The 16,356-nt window shown below is 55.3% G+C and carries 17 protein-coding genes and 3 tRNA genes; 6 read left to right on the top strand and 14 right to left on the bottom strand.

What is annotated here, in order from left to right:
- Positions 1-344 precede the first annotated feature (344 nt).
- The gene (locus tag BP822_RS11200) at positions 345-773 is read left to right on the top strand and encodes a PaaI family thioesterase (protein WP_286878303.1); all 429 of its coding nucleotides are present in this window, start codon (positions 345-347) and stop codon (positions 771-773) included.
- A gap of 8 nt (positions 774-781) precedes the next feature.
- On the opposite strand, the gene BP822_RS11195 is transcribed toward BP822_RS11200, so the two are convergent.
- The 5 genes from BP822_RS11195 to BP822_RS11175 form a co-directional block, all read right to left on the bottom strand.
- Positions 782-991, bottom strand: a complete 210-nt coding sequence (locus BP822_RS11195; RefSeq protein WP_048132172.1) for a DUF1922 domain-containing protein — start codon at positions 989-991, stop codon at positions 782-784.
- 17 nt (positions 992-1,008) lie between these two features.
- Positions 1,009-1,392, bottom strand: coding sequence for a 30S ribosomal protein S8e (locus BP822_RS11190; protein WP_013719513.1), 384 nt, complete (start codon positions 1,390-1,392; stop codon positions 1,009-1,011).
- A gap of 105 nt (positions 1,393-1,497) precedes the next feature.
- Positions 1,498-3,045 (bottom strand): tRNA uridine(34) 5-carboxymethylaminomethyl modification radical SAM/GNAT enzyme Elp3, encoded by a 1,548-nt coding sequence (locus BP822_RS11185; protein WP_286878302.1) that lies wholly within the window; start codon positions 3,043-3,045, stop codon positions 1,498-1,500.
- On the bottom strand, positions 3,033-3,548 hold the full coding sequence (locus BP822_RS11180; RefSeq protein ID WP_286878301.1) for a nitroreductase family protein: 516 nt from the start codon (positions 3,546-3,548) through the stop codon (positions 3,033-3,035). The genes BP822_RS11185 and BP822_RS11180 overlap by 13 nt, the downstream gene beginning before the upstream one ends.
- Before the next feature lie 72 nt (positions 3,549-3,620).
- Entirely contained in the window at positions 3,621-4,562 is a 942-nt protein-coding gene (locus BP822_RS11175; RefSeq protein ID WP_276837157.1) for a metallophosphoesterase, read from the bottom strand.
- Positions 4,563-4,735: 173 nt separating this feature from the next.
- Here BP822_RS11175 and hisG point away from each other — a divergent pair, with 173 nt between their 5' ends.
- Entirely contained in the window at positions 4,736-5,608 is an 873-nt protein-coding gene (gene hisG, locus BP822_RS11170) for an ATP phosphoribosyltransferase (protein WP_286878300.1), read from the top strand.
- A 26-nt stretch (positions 5,609-5,634) separates the two neighbouring features.
- On the opposite strand, the gene BP822_RS11165 is transcribed toward hisG, so the two are convergent.
- Positions 5,635-5,709: transfer RNA gene (locus BP822_RS11165), tRNA-Arg, on the bottom strand.
- Positions 5,710-5,792: 83 nt separating this feature from the next.
- Positions 5,793-7,112, bottom strand: coding sequence for a pentapeptide repeat-containing protein (locus BP822_RS11160; RefSeq protein WP_276619734.1), 1,320 nt, complete (start codon positions 7,110-7,112; stop codon positions 5,793-5,795).
- 205 nt (positions 7,113-7,317) lie between these two features.
- Here BP822_RS11160 and twy1 point away from each other — a divergent pair, with 205 nt between their 5' ends.
- Both twy1 and BP822_RS11150 read left to right on the top strand, forming a co-directional pair.
- Complete coding sequence (gene twy1, locus BP822_RS11155) at positions 7,318-8,244, top strand: 4-demethylwyosine synthase TYW1 (RefSeq protein WP_013719507.1); 927 nt, start codon at positions 7,318-7,320, stop codon at positions 8,242-8,244.
- 193 nt (positions 8,245-8,437) lie between these two features.
- Positions 8,438-8,830: a response regulator gene (locus BP822_RS11150; protein WP_013719506.1), complete on the top strand. Its 393-nt coding sequence runs from the start codon at positions 8,438-8,440 to the stop codon at positions 8,828-8,830.
- On the opposite strand, the gene BP822_RS11145 is transcribed toward BP822_RS11150, so the two are convergent.
- The 5 genes from BP822_RS11145 to glnA all read right to left on the bottom strand — a co-directional run bounded on the left by BP822_RS11145 (position 8,816) and on the right by glnA (position 12,022).
- Positions 8,816-9,670: a deoxyribonuclease IV gene (locus BP822_RS11145; protein ID WP_273278189.1), complete on the bottom strand. Its 855-nt coding sequence runs from the start codon at positions 9,668-9,670 to the stop codon at positions 8,816-8,818. The genes BP822_RS11150 and BP822_RS11145 overlap by 15 nt on opposite strands.
- Before the next feature lie 187 nt (positions 9,671-9,857).
- A complete protein-coding gene (locus BP822_RS11140) occupies positions 9,858-10,166 on the bottom strand; it encodes a hypothetical protein (protein ID WP_013719504.1) in 309 nt (102 codons plus the stop codon).
- 68 nt (positions 10,167-10,234) lie between these two features.
- A tRNA-Trp gene (locus BP822_RS11135) sits at positions 10,235-10,437 on the bottom strand.
- Between the two features lie 10 nt (positions 10,438-10,447).
- Positions 10,448-10,521 (bottom strand) — tRNA-Lys (locus tag BP822_RS11130).
- A gap of 175 nt (positions 10,522-10,696) precedes the next feature.
- The gene (glnA, locus tag BP822_RS11125) at positions 10,697-12,022 is read right to left on the bottom strand and encodes a type I glutamate--ammonia ligase (protein WP_013719503.1); all 1,326 of its coding nucleotides are present in this window, start codon (positions 12,020-12,022) and stop codon (positions 10,697-10,699) included.
- A 235-nt stretch (positions 12,023-12,257) separates the two neighbouring features.
- On the opposite strand from glnA, the gene purD reads away from it, so the two are divergent.
- Together purD and BP822_RS11115 are read left to right on the top strand one after the other, a co-directional pair.
- Positions 12,258-13,676, top strand: a complete 1,419-nt coding sequence (purD, locus tag BP822_RS11120; RefSeq protein ID WP_286878299.1) for a phosphoribosylamine--glycine ligase — start codon at positions 12,258-12,260, stop codon at positions 13,674-13,676.
- Positions 13,677-13,700: 24 nt separating this feature from the next.
- Complete coding sequence (locus tag BP822_RS11115) at positions 13,701-14,675, top strand: bifunctional N(6)-L-threonylcarbamoyladenine synthase/serine/threonine protein kinase (RefSeq protein ID WP_157863957.1); 975 nt, start codon at positions 13,701-13,703, stop codon at positions 14,673-14,675.
- Here the strand turns inward: BP822_RS11115 and BP822_RS11110 are convergent, their stop codons facing one another.
- Positions 14,676-15,380, bottom strand: coding sequence for a hypothetical protein (locus BP822_RS11110; protein ID WP_286878298.1), 705 nt, complete (start codon positions 15,378-15,380; stop codon positions 14,676-14,678).
- A 127-nt stretch (positions 15,381-15,507) separates the two neighbouring features.
- Entirely contained in the window at positions 15,508-16,104 is a 597-nt protein-coding gene (locus BP822_RS11105; protein ID WP_013719499.1) for a hypothetical protein, read from the bottom strand.
- Positions 16,105-16,356: the final 252 nt, after the last annotated feature.

Genomic DNA, 16,356 nt, shown 5'->3' with positions numbered 1-16,356 from the left:
ACAATGCTTCCAGGAACATACTAATCACAGGGATGGAACAGCCCGTAGCGCCCATAGAACCAAAACCGCTACATCACATATCCGTGATGCAAGTTTTGGCGATGACGTGGGAAGCCGCGCCCTTCAGGACGCGGTAGTTCACTCCTTGGAATCCAGGATTCGAGCTGCTCGATGGGATAAAGATAGTCATAGCGGTTCAGGCGGAAGTCATCCTCCCTTTTCTCCCTCTCACCCAATCTTCATAAGACCAACCGCTGCAGCCGATGAGAATGGTCATAAACCATAACTTATCTTTCCACCAGCTATTTAAGTGCAGTTTTCCAGGATTTGCATGGTCGATGAAGATGAGGTATCTAGCAAATATCCAGGCTTTGGGCAGGGATGCCAATCCATTCTTCCGGTTGATGGGAATAGAGCTGGGCTCTTATGGAGAGGGAGAGGCAGTGCTGTTCATGCCCGTCCGGCCGGATATGCTGAATGGAGTGGGATGGCTACAGGGAGGCCTTTACTCTGCCTTATGCGATGAGGCCATGGCCCTGGCCCTCTTCACAGTCTTGGAAGAGGAGGAGGATATAGCCACCATATCCGAGAGCACCAGCTTCCTGCAGGGGATTAAAAAAGGCTGCATCTCCGCCCAGGCGAAGGTGGTTAAGAAGGGAAGAAGGGTGGCCTTCGTTGAGGGCAGGGTGACGAGCAGAGATGACGGCACACCGCTCTCTTTAACCCAGGCCTCATTTGCCATCATCCCCCGGAGAAGTTCAAGAGGGCGATAAATGAAATTCTAAAGCTTTGCCTGACTGAAACCGGTCAGGCCGGAATCGCCCAGCTGCAGCCTTCTCACAATCTCGCCCGCAGCGCGGGCATCGGGGGCTGTGGCCAGAATCCTCACCCTGCTCAAGGCCGTCCTCTTTCCGCAGGGGCAGGTTCTGGTCTTGGCATCATCCGGAGAGTACAGATGCCGTCCACAGCTGCAGCGAAACACAATGAACATCAAAACAAAAATGAATTCTACTCAGATGGGAGCAGTACGGCATTGATGATGCCATCCTGGCCGGGCCGGTTGGTTATCCTGGCATCCCCGATCTCCGTCTTGATGACAGCGCCTTTGGTGAGAATGTTCCTTCTCATGTAGTGCAGATTTGCCCGATTCTCTTTTGCCGTCTCGATCTTGACCATCTTGCTCATACCGGTTACGGGATCGGCGACTGCAACCATATTGCCCCGCAGCATCCTAACCTTCTCCCTTCCGCCCCGGACCTGGACCTTCTTGATCCTCACCTCGCCGATAGTGGTATCGCTCTGCTCTCTTCCAATCTCGAACTTCCTCTTGCCCCGGGCCAAAATCAACTTTCCGCCCGTGAGCTTCCTTCCTATCTTGCCTTGCCAACGCATAATTTAATTCCTCAGATCGCAAATGATCTTCAGGGCACTGAATTTAAAGGTTGTGGTGAATCCGGCTCGGCAGTGCATGAGGGGCAATCCAGCCTCTGCTGCATTCTATCTGAGCCTCTTTACCATATAAGGCGGGCATAGATCGTACCCCCGCCGGCGATAGTAGCCCCTCGCCCCTATGCCGCTGGTGACCTCTATCAGGGGATACCCCGCCTCCTGGGCCAGCCTCTCCGCCGCCTCCATCAGCCGGGCTCCATAGCCCCGATGCTGCCATCCGTCCTTCCTCTTGCCGATGGGAACCATGGGGCCGTAGACATGCAGCTCTCGCACCCGGGCGGAGGTGCTCAGGCGCAGGCGCAAAAATCCCACCAGGACATCATCCTCGCTCTCAAAGGAGAGGAAGTGCTCTCTCGCTCCGGAGGCGATATAGGATTCGTGCACCAGCCTGGGTTCGGCCTGGACCACCCGTCTCAATCCCGCCTCCCGGCAGCGGATGCAGCGGCAGCTGCTGCCCCTATCCTCCAGCCTCTGCCGGGCCAGCTGTCGAAGATTGGACTTCTTCACACCAGCCACGATCAGTGGGGATGGTATATCCCTCTGCACCCGCTGCAGGCGGACATATCGGGGAAGGATCTCCTTGATTCGTGAGACTAGCTCTGCCGCATCTTCATCCCCCAGAGGAGTGTACTCACCCCGCAGGTACTGACGGTATAGCTCTGTACCCTCGATGACCAGTGTGGGATAAATCTTGAGGTAGTCAGGACGAAAACGGCTATCGGAGAAGAGCGCCCTGAATACAGCCAGATCCCGCTGTTGGCTGGAGCCGGGAAGGCCGGGCATCATGTGGAATCCCACCTTCAGCCCTGCCTCTCGCAGGTTGGCGCTGGCCCGGGCAGCATCCTCGACCGTATGCCCCCGTTTCATCCTCACCAGCAGGTCCTCATCCAGGCTCTGCACCCCCAGCTCCACCTTGGTCGCCCCCAGCCGCAGCATCTCTTCTATATCCCGGGGGCGGCACCAGTCCGGCCTGGTCTCAAAGGTGGTACCGATGTTTCTGACCAGAGCTGACTCATTCGCCCTGGCCACCGACTCGAAGGGCTGCCAGCCAGAGCTCTCCCGTACGTCGGGGAAGTCGTTCATGGCCTGAAGACAGCGCTTGACAAACCAGTTCTGATATCCCAGGGGACGGGAGGTGATCGTCCCCCCCATGATGATCAGCTCCGACTTGTCCAGAGGGTGGCCGATCTCATCCAGCTGGGCTAGCCTTGCCGTTACCTGCTCATAAGGATCAAAACCGTGCTGCTCGGCTCGAAGTGCCGCCGGCTCCTTGCCAGTGTAGCTTTGGGGCGAGAGGTTTAAGATTCCCCCCGGGCAGGGGACGCAGGTCCCATGAGGGCAGCGGGCAGGAGAGGTCATAGCAGCGATGACCGCCACCCCGGAGAGGGTTCGAGTCGGCTTTCTGATCAGCATCTTCAAAGACTCTCGTTCCCCAGCCCTTGCCTGGCCCAGGATATCGGCATTGCTGGGCAAGGAGGCCAGGCCCAGTTGAGCTGAGAGCCTCTTCTTGGCCGCCTCAAGAGCTGCCTCATCCCCTATCTCTCCCATGAGGATCGCCTCTGCAATGCTGCGCAGCCCGGCAGCTAGTCTATCCAACTGACCTCCCCAACACGCCTCGTGCGCTCCGGCCGGGCCGGGCTCTCCTCGGGCCAGCCCAGGGAGACTATGGCCACAGGCAGGACATCATCCTCCAAATGGAGGGCTTCGCGGACCATGTCGTCGTCAAATGCCCCATTCCAGCAGGCCCCCAGGCCGGCATCATGAGCGGCCAGGAGAAGGCACATCGTTGCTGCATCTGCATCCTGGATGGCATATAGGCCGCCCCGGCTGCCATAGCGAACGCTGGATGCCTTCACATCAGCGCAGACCGCGATGAGAAGAGGAGCCTCTTCGATATGCTGCTGGCCGTAGGCGGCAGCGGCCAGAAGCCGCCTCATATCCTCATTGCTCACCAGGACATATCTTCTGGCGGAGAGGTTGCCCGCAGAAGGTGCAGTCTGGGCGGCATCGATCAGGGATTCGGCCAGATCTTTGGGGATGGGACGGGACTGATACCTTCGGATCGACCTTCTGCTTTTCAGGGCATCCATTAGATTCATCGATTATGAAAGGCAGGCCACGATTATAATAATCTTCTCCAATCACGATATGAGTGGATATGATCCAGAAATTCATAAAAGCTCGCATAGAAATAGGGGCTCGGCCTTTCCCAGCTGCCTTAAAGCCAGGCCATCTTCATCGAGAATGATGTAAGTGTCTGGAGTCTTGATGCGAGAGCCTTTTCCTGGAACCCGGGTGAAGCTTCCAGCATTCACCGCCAATGGACCCCCCATCCTCTGGAAGATCCCTGCCCGGTGGGTATCCCCATATATGAAGCAGTCGATCTCACCCAGATTCCTGTCGCGAATAAATCTCTCTATGGCCTCATACTGCGCCTCCACCGAGGCGATATGGCGATCATGAAAGACCCCGGTGGTGATCCTCTGCAAAAGGCTGGATGCCTTCCAGACCCTCTCCTCAAAGGAGACCATCTCGCCGATGTATGAGGAGCGGTAGATGCTCTCATAAGCATAGGCCATCATCATCTCCAGGTCCGCGGGGAGGAGCTCCTCTCCGTAAAGCCGGCGAATCCTCTCCACCATCTGCATGGTGAAGATATGAATGCCGGCAAGGTGGTGGCCGTGAGTGAAAAGCACCGTCCGGTGGCAGCAGCGGATGCGGTAGGTGGGGTAGAGCATATCGATGTTCAGGCCGTTTATGGTCTGGCGCCAGCGCAAAGAGGGCGAGTATACGGGAAAAAGGTCGCCACGCGCAGTCCTCTCCATGAAGTCCGATTCCTGCTTTTGCACCACCAAATGATGATCGTGATTTCCCACCACATAGTGGATCTTAAGATCCTCCTCGCCCAACCTCTTTAAAAGGGGAACCGACTCTCGCAGGGCATTCTCAGGCCGCACCCTCCAGAAATCGAATATATCTCCCAATAAGATGACCTGGTCGCATCCTCCCCCATAAACCGATATCTCCTTCATCAACCGATCGACCTTAGAAGGATCGCTGAGTGTGGATGAATCAAGGCCAAAGTGCGTATCCGAGATGATCACTGCTGACATAATCTCCCCTTCCCCCATTCACAAAAATGGTATCACAGTAGTTATTTATAAATATTGTGAGCCGGGAGGGACTGTTTTTAACAATTGACAAGCCAATGGAATTGGTTATAAATTGAAAGGGGCTATCAGATCGGGCGAAAGATGAAATATGTTGCTGGAGAGGAGACCAAGAAATGATTGACATCGCTATTCCCAAGGGCAGCCTGCAAAACCAGACCCTGCAGCTCTTCGAGCAGGCGGGGCTGGAGGTTAAGAGAACTGAGCGGGAGTACAACGCCCGCGTAGATGATCCGCGCATAGGCAAGGTGAAGATCCTCCGCCCGCAGGAGATACCAGGATATGTGGCCAAGGGCTACTTCGACCTGGGGATCTCGGGCACAGATTGGATCATGGAGTCCGGAGCCATTGTGACCAGGGTAGCCGATCTGAACTATGGCAAGCAGGGGCCAGGGGCGGTGAAGCTGGTGGTGGCCGTGCCGGAGAGCCTCCAGATAAGCTCAGCCCGAATGATAAAGCCGGGCAGCAGGGTGGCCACAGAATATCCCAATCTGACCAGGGCCTACTTCTCAAACCTCGGAATTCCAGTGGATATCCAGTTCTCCTTTGGCGCCACCGAGGCCAAGGTTCCCGAGCTGACCGACGTTGTGGTGGACCTCACCGAGACCGGCTCTACCCTTAAGAAGAACGGCCTGAAGATCATCGATGTCATGCTGGAGTCGACTTCAGAGCTGGTAGCCAATAAGAAGAGCTTTGCCGATAAGGAGAAACACGATGACATCTCCGCAGTCCAGACACTCCTCCTGGCTGTTATGAGGGCGCGAGGAAAGACCCTCTTGAAGATGAACGTGCCAGAAGCCGCCTTGGATGCCGTCATATCCATGCTTCCCAGCATGAAAAGGCCCACCCTCTCCAAGCTGTACAGCACCGATTACTATGCCATAGAGACGGTGGTGGACCGATCCCAGGTCAACCTGCTCATTCCCCTGCTGAAAAAGTCGGGTGCGGAGGATATTCTGGAGCTGGCCATATCCAAGATCGTTCCCTGAGTCCAACCAGATAAATAAAAAGCAAGCGGGCGCAGAGGGATTCGAACCCCCGATCTACAGCTTAGGAGGCTGCCGCCTTATCCTGACTAGGCCACGCGCCCTTCTTTTGGACTCTCCTGGTTTAACCAACAGATATATCAACCTTTCCGGATCGGCGGCTCGGATTTTGCTCAACAATTCCATTTTAGCGGATGAGAACGCCGCTCAATACTACTACGAACAGACCGAGGAAGAACCATCCAAGGATTCCCTCTGCCATGGCCAGGTGGCGGTAGAAGCCCACGGGATAAGTGTTGACCGGTGCCTGGGAGGTGGTGAACATGGCGATGGAAAAGTAAAGGGCATCGGTGAAAGATACCCTCGCTGTGGGCCTCAGGCGATGGTCTCCAGGAAGCTCCATCCCCTCGATCTCGAACTTGTTCATCCCCTTTCCTGCCCAGAAGATCACCCCGAAGAACAGAATGGTAAAGAGGCACCAAAAGGCGGTATAGCTCACCCGGACCCCATAGCCGCAGGAGAGCCAGGAGATCAGATCCGAGATCTTTCCCCAGCCCCAGGGTGCCTGGTCCTGCCCTATTCTGCGGTACTGATAGTAGCAGTCGTCGGCATCGTCAAACCACTCCAGGCTCTTATAGTTCTTGACCAGGGCCAGATAAGCGGCGCCATTGTAAACCAGCCGATCCTTTATCACCGCCCAGCGAACCTCCAGCTTGGTGAAATCTGAGTTGTTGAGGTTGATCTTCGAGTCTTCCTGAAGGCTCACGTTGTCCAGACGCATGTTATAGAGCCTGGAATCCTCCATGTTCAGGTCATCATCAAACCGGGCATTGACGAAATAAGCCAGGTCGGTGAACTTGACCCCCCCGAAGTAGGCTGTTTTGTTGAAATAGACATTGGTAAAATCTGCCAGCCCCCCGAAGCTGGAGAGGCCAAAGGTGCTCCCCAAGAGGAATCCGGCCTCGCGGAAGACCACACTGCCGACAAATCTGGTGGCGGCGAAGGCCGCATTGCCATGAAACTCAGCATTCAAAAATGATGTGTGGCCGCCGAATTGGGTCTCCAGAAAGCTCACATTGACAAACCTGGCATCTGCAAAAGAGGCCAGCCGCTGGAACTGAGCGAAATCGAAGTCCACATCCCGGGCAAAGCTGCTGTTGAGGAAGATGCCATCTCCAGCAAACTGGCTGTTCCTAAAGCTGGCGTCTTCAGAGAATTGAGCGCTCAGAAATGAGGCCTGCCCGCCGAAATAGGTGTTGCGAAGATCTGCCTGACCCTCGAAGGTGACCCCTGCAAATCCGGCCCCCCCTGCAAATCGGCAACCAAAGAAGTCCACGTTATCCCGAAAGATGCACCCCTGCAGGTCAATTGGCTCATCAAAGCTCGCCGCAGCAAACCTTACCGGCCCCAAGAAGATGCTGTTGGTAATCCTCACGGGCTGCGACAATGATCCCTGCAGCTCTGCCAGCTCTAGTGAGCCGGATATAGTGACATTATCATACCTCACAGGCTCTCCAGATATCAATTGAGAGATGATATCCCCTGATGCTACGACCTCCTTTGTTAGCTTTATATGGTGATCTTCATCTGGCTCTGCGGCGGTTGCAGAGCAAATGAACAGCATCAAAAGGACCAAAGCCCATCGGGATATTTCGACCACTGCGCAATAGTTGAGCCGTCAGGGATTTATGACTTTGTATTGGAGGAATATCATGCAAGACACAATGGCAGAGAAGGCCCTTGCCCGCCAGGGCTATCACCTTGTGGGTTCTGGCGCGGTCAAGCCCTGCCTCTGGTTGAATCGCTCCATGCGGGGTGGCGATCAGTGCTATAAAAACCACTTTTACGGCATAGCCAGTCACCGCTGTGTGCAGATGACGCCAACGCTTGAGTGCAATCACCTCTGCCTGCACTGCTGGAGGCCGATAGATGATCCAATACCGGGAAAGGAACCCATGGAGCCTGCTGAGCTTCTGGAAGGGATACTGCGGGGCCAGCAGAGGTTTATATCCGGCTACGGGGGATCTTCAACCACCGATCCAGTGCGCCTGGAGGAGGCTCGCGAGCCTAAGCATATGGCCATATCCTTGATGGGAGAGCCCACCCTCTACCCCTACCTGAAAGAGTTCATCGATCTGGTCTCAAGGCGGGGCATGACATCATTTCTGGTCAGCAATGCCACCCGTCCCGAGGTTTTGGCGGAGCTGAGACCAACCCAGCTCTACCTCAGCCTCAATGCCCCAGATGAAGAGAGGTATCGCCAGATATGCAATCCCTCAAAGGACCTCTGGCCGAGGATCCTGGAGTCCCTCGAGCTCTTGAAGGAGCACCGATGCCGCAGCGTTATCCGCATGACCCTGGTTCGAGGCCAAAACATGGAAGGGCTCGATGATTATGCCCGGCTGATCGGAGATGCTGAGCCGGATTTCGTCGAGCTGAAGGCCTATATGCACCTTGGCCGCTCCCGGACCCGGCTGGAGAGGACGGCCATGCCCCAGCACTCAGAGATCCTGGCCCTGGCGGATTCCTTGGCCGGGCTCTTGGGCTACCATCCCGAGGCGGATGTGCCCCTGAGCAGAGTGGCTCTTCTCTCCCGCGGAAGGATCTCCAGGTTCATAGAGATGAGGGACCATAAGTAGGCAGGTGATTTTCCCGCGCTGGTGATCGATAGTGGTTCGTCAGATTTTTCACTGTGGACTTGCCAATAACCTGCCTGGCAGCTCTGGCTCTTCCCTTCAGTGGGATAACTATTTTTGCAAGTAGTTTCAATTATGGACCCGAGGTTTAAATCGAATATAGGGTGCATGATCATGGGTCGGCATGGGTGAGTTAATGGATCGCGAAATTAAGATCATACTGGTAGAGGATAATGCCGAGGACATCGCATTTACCAGGCGGGTCTTGAAGCACAATGAGCTAAATGGAAACCTTATCGTCGCCACCAATGGCAAGGAGGCACTAGAAGCCCTGCAGAGCATGAACGGAAGCGATCTGCCCGAGCTCATCCTGCTGGACATAAACCTGCCCGACATCAGCGGCATCGACCTTCTCACCCTTATCAAGAAGGAGCAGAGGCTCAAAGATATACCTGTAGTCATTCTCACCGGCTCGAACGAGGATCAGGATATACAGAAATGCTATGACCTGGGGGCGAGCAGCTATCTGGTCAAGCCCATATCCAATGGTGCCCTGATGCTCGTTGTAGAGAAGCTATTCGATCAGTGACGCAAGAGCTCTGACCACTAGAAGGTTTGCTTTATCGTCCCGTCGCGAGTCCACCGGCGTTTCCATTATCATCGGCAGCTCTCGCAGAGAGGGGTGGCAGACGATTGACCGGAAGCCTTCCAGGCCGATCTGTCCCAGGCCTATGTGCTCATGTCGGTCCAGGTGCGAACCAAGGGTGCCCTGGCAGTCGTTCAGATGTACCAGCTTGAGCCGATTTGAGCTTATGCAGCAATCGAACTCCTCCAAAGTCCTCTCCAGGGCGCGGGGGGTGCGAAGATCGTATCCAGCAGCAAAAAGGTGGCAAGTGTCCAGGCACACCCCAAGGCTGCGGGACTGGCCGGGAAGGGACTCGATGATGGAGGCAATATCCTTAAAGGTGCTTCCCATGCTATTTTTTGTCCCGGCGCCGTTCTCCAGGAGCACCATCACATCGCCCCCGGAATCAGCGATGGCCTTCTTCAAGGCCTCAGCTATCCTCTCCCTGCCATCTTTCTTTTCTGCGCCCAGATTGCTTCCCAGGTGGGTCACCAGATATGGTATGCCCAGAAGTCGGCAGCGCACCAGCTCATCGGTCAGAGCCTGCACCGACCTCGAGTAGACCTCATCTCGAGGGGAGGCGAGGTTAGGAAGGTAGGGCATATGAGATACGACTGGATGCAGATCATACTCTTTGAGCCGGGAGGAGAAGAGATCTATGGATTGTTGAGCAATGGGCTTGGACCTCCAGCTACGAGGATTGGTGGTGAAGATCTGAAAGGCATCGCAGCCCTTCTCCCGCGCTCTGTCTGCCGCCTTTTCCAGGCCGCCGGCAATGGAGACATGCATACCCAGTCGAAGCATAAACCTAGCAGGGATAGAGCAACTGATCAACCTTGCCCAAGGGAAAAATTGATTATAGAAATGTGTAAAAGATAAAAATTGGAACGCAACGCCGATGATGATCGAGCTGTTCTGAGTGGTGATGAGCCCTATGAGTCCTGAGGCGTGCGATTATCTGATCGAGGAACTTCCGCTTTCTAGATCCAGTTCATGCGAGCTTGCGCGCCTCGGCCCAACGGCTGATGTTGTCAATAAGGTTGAACTCCAGGATCTTCTTCGTATCATAAAGCATATCCGACACTTCGTTGATGGAGAATGACTTCTTCTGGCCGTTCCTGTCGATCACCTCGATCTTATCATCCGGAAGAGCCCGTCCCAACTCTCGCATCATGAGTGCCAGGTCAGAGCATCCTTTTTTAAGATACCTTATGGAGTAATCCGATGTGGCTTGCCTGTCGCTGAGGTTTCTATTGACCTCTTTTATGGACCAGCAAATGGTGAGAATATCACTGTACATCTCGGCACCTCCCAGTCAGTTCATATCATAGATATTTAAACGCTGTGGAAAGGACCAGGGAAAAAATGTGGGGCTGGTGAGATTCGAACTCACGATCGACGGGTATCTCCGATACTGAAGTTCTTACAGCGATTTCACCGCCGTAACAACCCATTTCAGTGCTCCAACGGATCATCAACGACCTCCCCGTCGAGAGATCTCAGCAGACCCGTTGCTCATCATCAAATATACCGCTGGAGCCCATCGCCCTACCTGGCTAGGCCACAGCCCCGGTTTTAAAGCGGGCCGAGAGGGATTTGAACCCCCGACCTAAAGGTTAAGAGCCTTTCGCTCTGCCTGACTAAGCTACCGGCCCGGACCCCATAATGATGATGCTAAATATATACGTTTCGGGTGAAGCAGCGACATGAGGGGCTCTGTGCCAGATCTGCATAATGCTTTTTTCAAGAAAAATCTGCTAAAAGCTTCTGGCAGGGCCATATAAAACGCCAGAAAAATGAGCGGGCAAAAAATCAATGCCCAAAATTCACTCAATAGGTATTGATGTATCTGTCGATCTCCCAGGGATGGACGAATTTGTTATACTCCTCCCATTCCAGCATGCCCAATCGCATGACGTTCTCATAGACATGCTCGCCCAGGGCCTCGCGTATCACTTTATCCCCCTCCAGGTGGTCAAGAGCCTCCTTCAGGTTGGAGGGCAGTGTCTGGATTCCCAGGGATTTTCGTTCTGCTGCTGTGAGATGGTACACATTCAAATCCACGGGATCGCCGGGATCAATGCCTCTTTTTATTCCGTCAAGGCCTGCTGCCAGGATGACGGCGAATGTCAGATAGGGATTGCAGCTGGTATCAGGGGATCGGAACTCCAGGCGGGTGGATAGGCCCCGGCCTGAGGGGATGCGAATAAGCGAGGAGCGGTTCGGCCCGGACCAGGTTATATAGACGGGAGCCTCGAACCCGGATACCAGCCGCTTATAGGAGTTGATCAGGGGATTGGCGATGGCGGTAATAGCGCTGGCATGCTCTATCAGGCCGCCCACGAAGAACCTGGCCAGATCGCTGATGTTCAATGGAGTCTCGGGATCATAAAAAGCATTCTCCAGGCCCCGGAATAGGGAGATGTTGACATGCATTCCGCTGCCTGCTGCGCCGTAAACCGGCTTGGGCATGAATGTCGCCCTCAAGCCCTGGCGCATGGCAATGGTCTTGGTGACGTACTTGAATGTGACCACCTTATCGGCATTCTTGATCGCATCGTCATAGACGAAGTCTATCTCATGCTGGCCCCGGGCAACCTCGTGATGAGAGGCCTCGATGGTGAAGCCCATCTTGATCAGAGCCCTGGTTATCTCCCGGCGCACATCCTCTGCCAGGTCCACCGGGCCGAGGTCGAAGTAGCCCCCAAAGTCGTGTGGAGTGGTAGCAGAGCCGCCATTTCCCTTTTCAAATAGGAAAAACTCCAGCTCCGGGCCGACGTTCATCTTGAATCCCATCTCCTTCGCCCGCTCCAGCTGACGGTACAGCACCCGGCGAGGAGCACCCTCGAAAGGCAGTCCATTGGGAAGATGGACATCGCAGATCAATCGAGCCTCATTGACATCGTCCTTGGTGCTCCAGGGCAAGAGGCTGAACGTGGAGAGATCGGGCCGGAGAACCATATCCGACTCCTGAATTCTGGCGAAGCCCTCGATGGATGACCCATCAAAGGAGATGCCGCTCTTCAAAGCCTTTCCCATCTGGGTGGCGGGAATGGCGACATTCTTCACTATTCCCGATATGTCTGTGAACTGCAACCGGAGGAACTCAACGTTCTTCTCCTGAATGATCTTAAGCATCTGCTCTTGGGAATACATTCGGTTATCATCTCCTGCGCGAGGCGCAAGTCATCCTGCAACCTGCAGAATCTTGTGGTGATGGGGCCAGAGCCGTGCCTGGGCATCAATGAAGATACAGGACTACTGCCTCTGCCTCAACCTGGTGTTTTAAATAGCTAACTGATGGGAAACGAGGCCATTTAGCATCGCTCCGCCACCATAATTCCCAGAGGCAAATATGCTTATTTAGGGTTAAAATCCTAAAATGAATCTGATGTCCGGCAATAGAGTTCTGGTAGTGGATGCGGGAGGCAGAGGAAATGCCATAGCCCATGCCTTTGCCCGGAGTGGGTCGGTGGAGAGGGTCTATGTGGCCCCAGGCAATGCGGGCAGCGAGATGATGGATAAGTGCCGCCTGGCGGCGATCGAGGGTAAAGTGCCCAGGAGCATCAGCGAGCTGCTCGCTTTTGTGAAAAAAGAGAAAATCGATCTCACCTTCGTAGGTCCAGAAGGCTATCTATCCGAGGGAATCGTCGATATATTTCAGGAGGACGGCCAGAGGATACTGGGGCCGAAGAGAGAGGCAGCAGTGCTCGAGAACAGCAAATGCCAGACCAAGGATCTCCTTAAAAAGCTCAGTGTCCCGGTCCCACCCTGCCAGAACTTCAGCGATCCCCGGGAGGCAAAAGAGTACGTTCAGCAGCGCTGCTCCGAGGAGCCGGGAAGAGGATTGGTGGTCAAGGCGGACGGCCTGGCGGCGGGAAAGGGATCCATCGTCTGCGCTACCCCGGAGGAGGCCGCCTCCGCCATCGAGCGCATCATGGTGAGCCCCAGGCTCTTTGGCGAGGCAGGAGATCGGATAGAGATCGAAGATCGGCTGGAGGGCAGAGAGCTGATGTTCTTCGCCCTGAGCGACGGCCACACCGTCCAGGCGATGCAATCAGCACTGGACTACAAGCAGGCCTTCTCTTCGGATGAGAGTGTGGCCATCCGCCTCTTCAACAAGCTGGCAGGTAATCCCAACCAGGACAACAACCCAAACACCGGTGGCATGGGAGGCTTCTCCCCTCACCCCTGGCTGGACGAGGAGCTGACGGAGAGGATAATGAAAAAGATCGCTCTCCCCACGGTGCGCGGCTTCAAAGAGAGCTCCGGCCAGGAGTACAGGGGAGTGATCTACTTCGGCCTGATGATCTCTGAGGATCGGGAGCCAGCAGTCCTCGAGATCAATGTCAGGCTGGGAGACCCAGAGGCAGAGGTGATACTTCCCAGGCTCCAGACGGACTTCTACCAGCTTTCCATGGCAGTGGTGGATGGAAGGCTGGATGAGCTTCCTTTGCAATGGTCAGACGACTTCTGCCTGGGCATATGCGCCATATCCGGCCGGGCGATCAAGCCCCTCTCATCAACCGGCCCGGAGAGGCCCGGTTATCCGGGCGAGCACTACACCAATATGCCCATCAATGGCCTGGAGAGGGTGGACCCGGAGGTCATAGTCTATCACAATGGAACCGCCTGGGGCACCGACTCGGCGGGCAACAGGAGGCTGTACACCACCGGCGGCCGGGTCTTCACCCTGGTAGCCCGGGGCAAGAGCCTGGCCGAGGCCAGGGCAAAAGCATATGAGAACATCAAACGGGTCCGGTTCAACGGAATGCGCTACCGAAAGGACATCGGCCTGAGATATATCTGAATGGATCGAGGAGCAAGATCGAGAATGATCATATTTGGCCTGGAAGGAACTGCCTGGAACCTCAGCGCCGCACTGGTGGATGAGTCGGGGGCGATTTATGAGAAGAGCGCTACTTACACCCCGGCCAGGGGAGGAATCCATCCCAGGGAGGCCTCACAGCACCATGCCGAGCACATGAGGGCAGTGGTGGGAGATGTCCTCGCCCAGGCTCGGCAGAGGGGACTGAAGCTGGAGGGGGTGGCCTTCTCCCAGGGACCGGGCCTGGGGCCTTGCCTGCGCACAGTAGCCACTGCCGCCCGGGCCCTCTCATTGCGTTTTGATATTCCTCTGGTGGGGGTTAACCACTGCGTCGCCCATATCGAGGTAGGCAAATGGCAGTCGGGTGCCCGCGATCCCGCGGTGATCTACGTGAGCGGCGCCAACTCCCAGGTCCTGGCCCTGCGCCAGGGAAGATACAGGATATTCGGCGAAACCCTGGATATCAGCGTGGGAAATGCCATCGACAAGTTCGCCCGCTCTGTGGGCCTTGCCCATCCCGGCGGCCCGAAGGTGGAGGAGCTGGCTCGGAAAGCGAAAAATTACATTCCCCTCCCCTATACTGTGAAGGGCATGGACCTCTCCTTCTCCGGCCTGTCCACCGCCGCAACCGAGGCAGCAGGAAAGCATGATCTGGAAGACGTCTGCTATAGCCTGCAGGAGACTGCCTTCGCCATGCTGGTGGAGGTGACGGAGAGGGCCATGGCCCATGCCGAGAAGAGGGAGGCCATGCTGGTGGGAGGAGTGGGAGCGAACGCCCGCCTGGGGGAGATGATGAGAATCATGTGCCACGAGAGGGGAGCGGAGTTCTTCTTACCGCCCCGCTCGTTCATGGGGGATAACGGCAGCATGATCGCCTACACCGGCCTCTTGATGCTCAAGAGCGGCATCTCTACCCCTCTGGACCAATCCCATGTTCGGCCCGGGTACAGGACGGACGAGGTTCTTGTCTCCTGGGCCTGATCATCGGTCCTCTTTCCCCGGTTCCGGCCCCTCTGCCTGCGATCTTGAGCGCCAGTTCTCTTCTTTTGGAGGCTCCATGTCAAGCAGGACGAAGTATCTGCCCTCATGCGGAGGGCGGTCGATCTCCAGATCACCCCGGCCAGTTGTGCCCTCGATGCAGGATGATATGGTGAGATTGATCCTGCCCAGAATGGCGGAATCATTGCCTGCGGAGAGGGAGTTCAGGTCGGCCAGGTCGGCCTCAAGGAGGGTGGAGTTGTTCGAGCCGGGAAGGGAACTGAAATTGATGGCCGCATACAGTCTCCGGTCGAATATCAGGCTCCCCCGGTGGACCTCGTCTCCCACATTCTCCCGGATGTCGTCTTTGATCTCCTTCAGGCTCTTGTTGGAGGCCACTAGCTCGCGGATCTGCTCAGGCTGCACGGGCAGCAGAACCTCCACCTTCAATCGGATGGGATGGGACTCATTTCCCCTAATGGCAAACCCGTGGCCGCTAAACAGCAGATCAACCGGGAGACCCATAGGGATATCCGGATTCCGATAAAGCTCCTCGCCGCCTCTTCTCTCCGGGCTCATCTGATCATTGCCGCCGTCAAATCCTTCCATCTGATCGGCCTGAACCGCATTCGCAAGGCCAACAGATATCAGGCCTGCCAGCAGCACCGCCAGTCCCAGATAGAGAATTCCTCTGCCAACTTCATTCATCGAGATTCGCCTGCCAAATAGCTACTGCAACTCAATCAATTTAAAACATCTCCAAGGGGGAGAAAAAAGGGTGAACGGCAGATTGCGACTCTGCCGTGCACCATTTCGGGGCGAATGTCAAGTGAGCTCAGGCCACAAGACGGCGGTACTGGATCGAGACCCAGTTGATGATTCCTTCTTTGGCCTGCATATCTTTGGCCTCATCTACCAGCTCATTTATGGTCATATTGTTCTGAGCCTCCACCTTTGTCTTCCACTGATCCCGGATCTCATTGAGGGTCATGCTCTCAAGCTCATCGGTCTTCTGATCATACAGATCCAGGATCTGATTGAGGCTCATCTCTCCCAGCTCCTCACTAGTGATGTCATCCATAAGCGATACAGGGGTAAAGCCGCATCCCAAGATGCCAAACCCGCAAAATCCGGCAGGCGAAGCACCCCGGAAGTCCATCCACTCCCCGCCCATGGCATTCATCCTTCCGCAAAAGGGCATTTCCTCTTCTAAAGAGCTGTTAAGAGCGCTCTTTTCCAGCTCCTTTATCTCCCCCAGGGTCATGTTTCCCAGCTCCTCTGAGGTGACATTGAGTGGAGCGGAGATCATCATCCCACGTGCATGCATTCCCATTCCTCGATCCATGGGCATGGACAATGCCCCAGATATGAGCAGACAGGATGCCGCCAGGGCAATCAGAGCCATCCTCCAATTAAGTTCGTTCAACTTCATCTACCACACTACCTCTTTAATTCTTATTGCACTGAATTTCCACTCTCAGCGATCTCCAGGAATGCTGTTTGATTCAGTTCTCCCTGGATCTCCGTTATTGGGAAGAAAGTCATATTCTTCTTCCGCCAAACATCATCTCATGCCGAACGATAGAAATAATAAGAGCAGAACGAACCATCGGAAAAGGAGACAAAATTATGCCTGTGGACCTTAGACAGAAGTGATAAAGAATTAGGAACGTTCCCTTTGGGA

The organism is Methanosaeta sp. UBA458, assembly GCF_002496085.1.
GTDB lineage: Archaea > Halobacteriota > Methanosarcinia > Methanotrichales > Methanotrichaceae > Methanothrix > Methanothrix soehngenii.
The sequence above is the reverse complement of the archived record's forward strand: the minus strand, read 5'-3'. Positions and strand labels throughout refer to the sequence as shown.